Source organism: Robinsoniella sp. (assembly GCF_034124845.1).
The window spans coordinates 1-7,472 of sequence record NZ_JAWYAJ010000286.1 but is presented as its reverse complement, the minus strand read 5'-3'; the positions used below and the strand labels follow the sequence as shown (position 1 = coordinate 7,472).

Annotated in this window: 7 protein-coding genes; 5 read left to right on the top strand and 2 right to left on the bottom strand. The window is 42.3% G+C overall.

Annotation, left to right across the window (positions count from 1 at the left end):
• Both ACH2DQ_RS14120 and ACH2DQ_RS14115 read right to left on the bottom strand, forming a co-directional pair.
• Positions 1 to 541 (bottom strand): helix-turn-helix transcriptional regulator (locus tag ACH2DQ_RS14120; RefSeq protein WP_395027161.1); only part of this gene is annotated, 541 nt, incomplete at its 3' end.
• A gap of 18 nt (positions 542 to 559) precedes the next feature.
• Positions 560 to 1,138 (bottom strand): DJ-1/PfpI family protein, encoded by a 579-nt coding sequence (locus ACH2DQ_RS14115; protein WP_394915016.1) that lies wholly within the window; start codon positions 1,136 to 1,138, stop codon positions 560 to 562.
• A 298-nt stretch (positions 1,139 to 1,436) separates the two neighbouring features.
• On the opposite strand from ACH2DQ_RS14115, the gene ACH2DQ_RS14110 reads away from it, so the two are divergent.
• The 5 genes from ACH2DQ_RS14110 to ACH2DQ_RS14090 all read left to right on the top strand — a co-directional run.
• Positions 1,437 to 2,150 carry a response regulator transcription factor gene (locus tag ACH2DQ_RS14110; protein WP_394915017.1) on the top strand — a complete coding sequence of 238 codons (714 nt, stop codon included), beginning with the start codon at positions 1,437 to 1,439 and terminating at the stop codon, positions 2,148 to 2,150.
• Positions 2,151 to 2,245: 95 nt separating this feature from the next.
• Positions 2,246 to 3,184, top strand: coding sequence for a sensor histidine kinase (locus ACH2DQ_RS14105; RefSeq protein WP_394915018.1), 939 nt, complete (start codon positions 2,246 to 2,248; stop codon positions 3,182 to 3,184).
• 148 nt (positions 3,185 to 3,332) lie between these two features.
• On the top strand, positions 3,333 to 4,007 hold the full coding sequence (locus ACH2DQ_RS14100; RefSeq protein WP_394915019.1) for an ABC transporter ATP-binding protein: 675 nt from the start codon (positions 3,333 to 3,335) through the stop codon (positions 4,005 to 4,007).
• A 2-nt stretch (positions 4,008 to 4,009) separates the two neighbouring features.
• Positions 4,010 to 6,412 carry an ABC transporter permease gene (locus ACH2DQ_RS14095; protein ID WP_394915020.1) on the top strand — a complete coding sequence of 801 codons (2,403 nt, stop codon included), beginning with the start codon at positions 4,010 to 4,012 and terminating at the stop codon, positions 6,410 to 6,412.
• Positions 6,413 to 6,526: 114 nt separating this feature from the next.
• Positions 6,527 to 7,472, top strand: a 946-nt coding sequence (locus ACH2DQ_RS14090; protein WP_395027157.1) for a M18 family aminopeptidase, incomplete at its 3' end; no start/stop codon positions are given.

The following is a 7,472-nucleotide window of genomic DNA, read 5'->3' as shown; positions in this document are numbered from 1 at the left end:
GGCTGCAATAGCCCCATACATACCAGGAGGTCCATTGAAATACAATCAGATAAGGTTCCAGAACGCGTTTGCTTTCACCGCTGTTTGCATAGTACTGAAAAGAAATGAGCCTGGATTCATCGATGGCTGTTTGAATCATTTCTATTTTGGGAGCCAGAGATCCTTTGTAGTAAGACGCCAGGTTGACCAGAATATGGTCAGTGGATGAATATACTGAGCGGTTTTTCACAGACAATTTATCTATGAGCCGGCTGTATTTTTTCGTGCCGGATATACTGTCCAGTCCCTTTAAACCAGTCAGGATCGACTGGAGTTCATGGGAGGTGAGCAGGGTTTTATCAATCTTGTAGCCTTCTGCAATAGAAATACCGCCATTCGTGCCCTGGGTAGTGACCAGTGGAATGCCTGCCTTACAGATATCCTCAACATCCCGGTTAATGGTACGCCTGGATACTTCAAATTTTTCAGCCAGATATGGTGCGGTAACTTTTTCATTTTGGAGCAGAATGGATAAGATACCGATTAGCCTGTCTATTTTCATACTGCTACCTCGTGGATTCTAATAGCCCATGGCTGCCTTTACGGTTTCCATCTGTTCTTTGGATGTGAGCTTTTCCAACAGGGCAAATGCTACCGGGGCAGCAGTCTGAGGGCAGTAAGATGTAATGACATTCCGGTCAATTACGACAGGATCATTTACGATTTCCACATCGAATTGTGCCAGTTGTTCCTGGCGGTAACCGCCGCGAAGGTGGTAGGTCGTTCCCTTTCTCCCTTTTAGGATACCGCTTTTACCAAGTGGAAGTGCAGCAACGCAGATAGAAGCGATTGGCTTTTCTTTTTCATCAAAGTAGCGGATTAAGTCTAATATTTTGTCGTCGTATGCTTCCTCATAAAATCCAAATTCTTCAAATCCCCCGGGAATGGCAAGGGCATCGTAATCATCGGGATTTATTTCGTCAATCAGCATATCCGCGATTACCGGGACACCGAACGTACTTATAACTTCTTTCTGAAATCCGCAGGTTGTGACTGTGACATCGCATCCATAATCATTGCGTGCCCATCCTAAAACGTCTATAAATACGCTGAATTCCATCGTTTCAAAGCCTTTTGCTAAAAAAAGTAAAGTTTTCATAGAGCCTCCTAAAATTATATTTTGTTCATTATACGATAGCGGAACGGGAATTGCAATTGTATTTTCCGGGTGCTGAGAGAATGCTGTGTAAAAGAGAGGGAACTTATAGTATAATTATAAATGACATGTAAATGTGGTAAGTAATGAAGGTAATAGCGAAAATCAGTAATATGGGAAAATAGCAAAGATAATAGAGAAAATAAGTAACATGGGAAAATAGCAAAGAAAATAGCAAAGATAATAGCAAAGGTAATGTAGAAGATAAGCAACAGATGAATGTAAATAAAAGGAGAGTCTGATGAAAGGAATATTAATAATAGAAGATGATGAAATGCTTAACGCGGGCTTGTGCTACAATCTTCAGATGGAAGGATATGAGGCAGTTCCGGCATTTGATGCGGGAGGGGCATGGAAGCTTGTTAATGAGAGAGAATTCGCCCTTGTGCTGATGGATGTAAACCTGCCTGATGAGGATGGTTTTACCCTTGGCAGGAGGATAAGGGAGAAGAGCAGTGTGCCGATCATTTTTCTGACGGCAAATGATATGGATGAAGATATGATAAAAGGATTTGAGGCGGGAGCGGACGATTATATAACGAAACCATTTAATATTAAAGTTGTCCTGCAGAGAATCCAGGCAATATTAAGAAGATGTGAGGGGCCGAAATCATCGGTTCTTAACTGCGGCAATCTAGAGATTCATTTTGACCGGCAGACTGTTTTAAAGCAGGGCACGCCCCTGGTTCTGACTCCTACGGAATTTAAGCTGTTGTCCAAATTCTGCAGCAACCAGACCCAGGTGCTGACAAGGCAGATTCTTCTGGAAGATCTGTGGGACGCGGATGGAAATTTTGTGGATGAACATACGCTTACCATCAACATCAGCCGCTTAAGGTCAAAGATATCCGATGATAAATATTCCTACATAAAAACCATTTATGGAGTGGGATATCAGTGGATAGTAGAAGAAACCGAGAATCGGATATCCCACCGCTTGCAGAGGGATATCTGACGCTTGCGGCAGTCGCCAAATGAACCACTGATGCGATGTTTGGCACTGCCCGGGGAAATTGACAGTAAATCAGAGAAGATAAGGGAGATAATCAAATGAGTGCACAGAATTGGATGATCTTATATATTCTTACGGTGCTTTGTCTGGGCGTGGGAATGATCTTAATGTTTCTGGCAATGAGAAGAAGATTTGTAAATTTTACCGATCAGATCTATGAAAGCATTGAATGCATCTTAAAGGGAGAAGGAGTGGGCGGGTTTGAGCTGGATGAGGATACCCTTTGTTCCAAGATCCAAACGATGCTGAAACGGCTCTATGACATTACCTGTGCCTCGGTGGAGGAGAACAGGAATCAGAAGAAGGCAGTCCAGGAAATGGTTTCGGATATTTCCCATCAGTTAAAAACGCCTATTTCTAATATTACCATGTATTCCGATACTATTTTAAATCATGAGTTAGACCGGGAGGAAGAGCACCGGTTTCTAAAGGTCATGCAGGATCAGATCGAGAAATTAGATTTCCTGGTACGTTCGCTGATGAAAATGTCCAGACTGGAAAATAACATGATTGTGCTGAAAAAGGAAAAAGCATTGCTGCTGGACTGTGTCATGGAGGTTGTGGACAGTATTGAACTGGCGGCAAAGAAAAAAGAGATCTCCATTGAAATACAGGCAGATGAAAAGGCAATGGCTGCTTTTGACCGGAAATGGACCACGGAGGCATTATTTAACATTCTTGACAATGCGGTGAAATATACGCCGGAAAAAGGCAGAATCCGGATTAGCGTAGAGGAATCCGAAATGTTTTCGAAGATTGTAGTGGAAGATACGGGGATTGGAATTGAACTGAATCATATCAATGATATTTTTAAACGGTTTTACCGTGAGCCTAAAGTGCATAAAAAACCGGGAATAGGGATTGGACTGTATTTATCCAGGCAGATTATAACCAGCCAGAATGGATTTATCAAAGTGAGATCTAAATTGGGGGAAGGCAGCAGCTTTGGAGTGTATCTGACGAAAGAGAAGGAATAGTTTCAAAATTGAAACTATTTCTTTTTGTATTGAGAGGGTTTTGAAACAATCCACTGTTAAGATTATATTATCCAGACAGGGAACGGATGTATGAAACGGAACCGGAATGGAAAATTATTATGGATGAATGAAGCGGAGGATAAAAAGTATGACAATATTAGAAACAAAGAATCTTACAAAATATTATGGAGAAGAACCCAATGTGGTACGGGCGCTGGATGGGGTGAATTTAAAAATAGAAGAAGGGGCTTTTGCAGCCGTAGTTGGTACTTCCGGAAGCGGAAAATCTACTCTTTTGCATATGCTGGGAGGTCTTGACAAACCAACAAGCGGCAGCGTCATTGTAGCGGAAAAAGATTTGTCCCAGATGAATGATGAAAAGCTGACGGTATTTCGCAGAAGAAGAATCGGGTTTGTTTTCCAGAATTATAATCTGGTTCCCATCCTGAATGTATATGAAAATATTATTCTTCCGATACAGCTGGACGGAAATAAAACGGATGAGGAGTATGTTGAGAAAGTAGTGAAGATGCTGGGGCTGGAAGAAAAACTCATGAATATGCCGAATATGCTGTCTGGCGGGCAGCAGCAGAGAGTTGCAATTGCCCGGGCATTGGCGACAAAACCTGCTATTATACTTGCGGATGAACCTACGGGTAACCTGGACAGTAAAACAAGTGCAGATGTACTGGGACTGTTAAAATTAACAAGCAGCCAATTTCACCAGACGGTTGTAATGATCACTCATAATGAGGAAATTGCCCAGATGGCAGATGTAACTATACGTATTGAAGATGGTAAAGTTGCAGAAGGCAGGTGGTAAGCATGAAGCTGGAAAAGAACAACAATGGAAAATACATCTGGAATCTGGCTGTAAGCAGTATAAAAAATAACCGGATGCGCAATATTTTTATCATACTCACAATTGTTTTGTCTGCCACCTTGCTTTCGGGAATGCTGTCTTTTATTACCGCATATTTTACAAGCCAGGAGCGGGCTGTGGATAAAATGCAGCATGTGATTTATAAAGACCTGAATTCGGAGCAGATTGATGCATTAAACAACAACGAAAATATTGAGTATCTTGCACTTAATAAATTTGGCAAGGTAATATCGAAAGATGATTATTCCTTTTACCCGGTTTATTTTCCGGAAGAACAAGGCCCTATTAAACAGGCAACTGTTATAGAAGGAACCTTTCCCCAGGAGTTAAACGAAGCAGCAGTTTTTTCGGGGTTCTTAAAAGCCCTTGGAAAAGAATGCCGTCTGGGTGAGACTTTTGATATTACTTTTCTGGATGGAAGCACAGAGACATTTACGGTAAGCGGGATTCTGGATGGAAATCCGAATAACAAAATGTATCCGTTTGCAGTCTCAAAGCTGTATGCAGATCAGGGTGGCAGCATGAAAGAAATCAATTATGACGCCCTTGTGAAAATAAAAGATGCAAAATTCCTGACCAGTGAAGAATTTAAACGGATGGCTGTGGACATAGCCTCGGCATGTAAAATTGAAAGACAAAATGTCAGTGATAATACTTATTTTGCAGATACCCTGATGGGTGCTAAGAAATTACAGATCATGGGAACGGCTGCAGGAATTGCAATGGGGCTTATTTTTGTCAGTATCCTTGTTATTTACAGTGTTTTTTATATCTCTGTGGTTGGAAGAATCCGTCAGTTCGGACAGCTCCGTACCATTGGCATGACAAAAAAACAAATTCGGAATATGGTTACCAGGGAAGGCTGGATATTAAGCGCCTTTGCAATTCCCCCAGGGATCGTCATTGGAGTCATCGGAGGAATTTTGCTAAAGCCGGATGGGTTCAGCTGGACGAATACTGGGGTAACAGTGCTAATGACAGTTGTAATCGAACTGTTTACGGTTTTATGCTCCATACGGCGTCCGGCGAAAATGGCAGCAGCAGTTTCCCCAATTGAAGCCTCCAGATTTAATGCATATGACGGAAAAATCCGAAAGGGTAACACTAGCAAATTAGCAAGAAAGATCACGCCCCTCTCCATGGCGAAGATGGGATTTGCCAGAAACCGTAAGAAGTCAACGCTGACGATGGTCTCTATGGGAGTAGGCGGAATCCTGTTTATGACAGCTTCCATCTATCTGAATTCTTTCAGCCAGGAGGGATATTCCAGGCAGAGTGAGTTTTCCATCGGTGAATATTTGATTTCTTTCTCCGGCAATGCAACCCAGACCCTGGAACATGACTATAGTGACCTGCAGCTGGATAACCCCATCAATGACAGCCTGATTGACCGGATCGAACAGATTGACGGTGTCAAAAAAGTATATGTAAACCAAAAAGCGCGGGTACACTATTTAATGAATGGGCAGTCTGCGGTGGACGGTATTATGACTTTTAGCAAGTCTGATGTGAAAGAGATGCAGTCCGAAATCAAAGAAGGCACCCTGGATTATGACCGAATGACGGAGAATAATGAGATACTGGTACAGAATAATGCCCTGTTAAAAGAAATCTTCGGAGCGAATCTAAAGCTTGGCGAGAAGCTGGAGCTTACTTTTTTCAATGGAAACACAGTCAAAGAAACATTTACGGCAAGTGCGTTTATGGGGGCGGATTATAATAAAAATATGGATAGTTCTATTATCTGGATGACAGAGGATTCCATGCGCAGCATTATGGGGGATATAAATCTGAATTATGCATTAATTGTTTCTACGGACCAGACAAAGGAAGCAGAGATTACGGCGGCATTGGCAAAAATTGTTGATGGGGATCAGAGAATCGCAATGGACACCCTGCAGGAAAGAATGGATGCGGATGAGTTAAGCTATACAAGATTAAGCGGTATGCTGCTGGGAATCTGCTGCTTCATCATTGCATTCAGCCTGATCAATCTGGTAAATACGTTAATTACGAATATCGTTACCAGAAAACAGGAATTTGCGGTACTCCAGTCTATTGGTATGACAGAACGACAGTTATCCAGAATGATTCAGTATGAGGGATTTCTGCTGGCAGCTGTAAATTTAGTGATTACCCTGGTAGTGGGAACGGGTGCAGGAATTCTGATTATCAAAATTATGGATCAGATTGGTGTAAACTATATGCATTTCAAATTCCCGATCTGGTATTTCCTGGGCTATGGAGTGTTCATCATCTTAATACCGGTACTGGTATCCACAGCTGCCATCAGTATCTTCCGAAAACAGCCGGTAGTGGAAAGAATCAGAGAAACGGAAGGATAAGCAATCCATTGAATACAAATAGCGGTTGTGTTATGATAACAAAAAAAGTATTTCAGCCAGATGTGCAGTTTCCATAATGGCTGGAATACCGTTATCAGGAGGTATAAAGCGAAAATGTACAGAGAATCAGCCAGGGAATTGTTATCGTTTATTGACCGGAGTCCAAGCTGCTACCATGTGGTTTCTAATATAAAGGAGATACTGGCAGCAGACGGATTTGAAGAATTACATGAGGGAAGACCGTGGAAACTGGAGGCAGGAAGAAATTATTTTGTATCCAGAAACGGTTCTTCTCTTATTGCATTTAAGCTGCCGGATAGAGCGTTTACCGGATTTCAGATTATATCCAGCCACAGTGATTCCCCTTCCTTTAAGGTAAAAGAAAATCCAGAAATGGTAACAGAAAAGTATGTGAAATTAAATGTTGAAAAATACGGAGGCATGATCTGTTCGCCATGGTTTGACAGACCGCTGTCCGTTGCAGGAAGAGTTTTGGTAAAAGAAAAGGAAAGGATCTGCACCAGGCTGGTAAATATTGACCGGGATCTGGTAATGATTCCAAATCTTGCGGTTCACATGAACCGGGATGTGAACGAAGGCTTCAAATATAATGTTCAGGATGACATGCTTCCCATTCTGGGAGATGAGACAGCAAAAGGCTCATTTTACAGAATGATAGCTGAAAATGCCGGAGTAACGGAAGAATCTGTATTGAGTACCGATTTATTCTTATATAACAGAGTCAAAGGCAGCTGCTGGGGAGCAAATGAAGAATATATTTCCAGCGGGCGGTTGGACGATCTGCAGTGTGCATTTGCCTCCCTCCAGGGATTTCGGAAAGGAAAAAGCGCGAAAAGTACAGCGGTCTATTGTGTTCTGGATAATGAAGAGGTAGGAAGTGCCACCAAGCAGGGAGCGGCTTCCACCTTTCTGACAGACACGCTGAGAAGAATAAACAGGGGCACATTGCGGGATGAGGAAGCATTCCTGATGGCTCTGTCCTCCAGTTTCATGATTTCCGCTGATAATGCCCATGGCGTTCATCCCAACTATACAAAGA

Excerpts from the sequence above, each read along its gene's own strand:
- ACH2DQ_RS14115 (WP_394915016.1), bottom strand. The coding sequence starts at position 1,138 with ATGAAAACTTTACTTTTTTTAGCAAAAGGCTTTGAAACGATGGAATTC.
- ACH2DQ_RS14110 (WP_394915017.1), top strand. The coding sequence starts at position 1,437 with ATGAAAGGAATATTAATAATAGAAGATGATGAAATGCTTAACGCGGGC.
- ACH2DQ_RS14105 (WP_394915018.1), top strand. The coding sequence starts at position 2,246 with ATGAGTGCACAGAATTGGATGATCTTATATATTCTTACGGTGCTTTGT.
- ACH2DQ_RS14100 (WP_394915019.1), top strand. The coding sequence starts at position 3,333 with ATGACAATATTAGAAACAAAGAATCTTACAAAATATTATGGAGAAGAA.
- ACH2DQ_RS14095 (WP_394915020.1), top strand. The coding sequence starts at position 4,010 with ATGAAGCTGGAAAAGAACAACAATGGAAAATACATCTGGAATCTGGCT.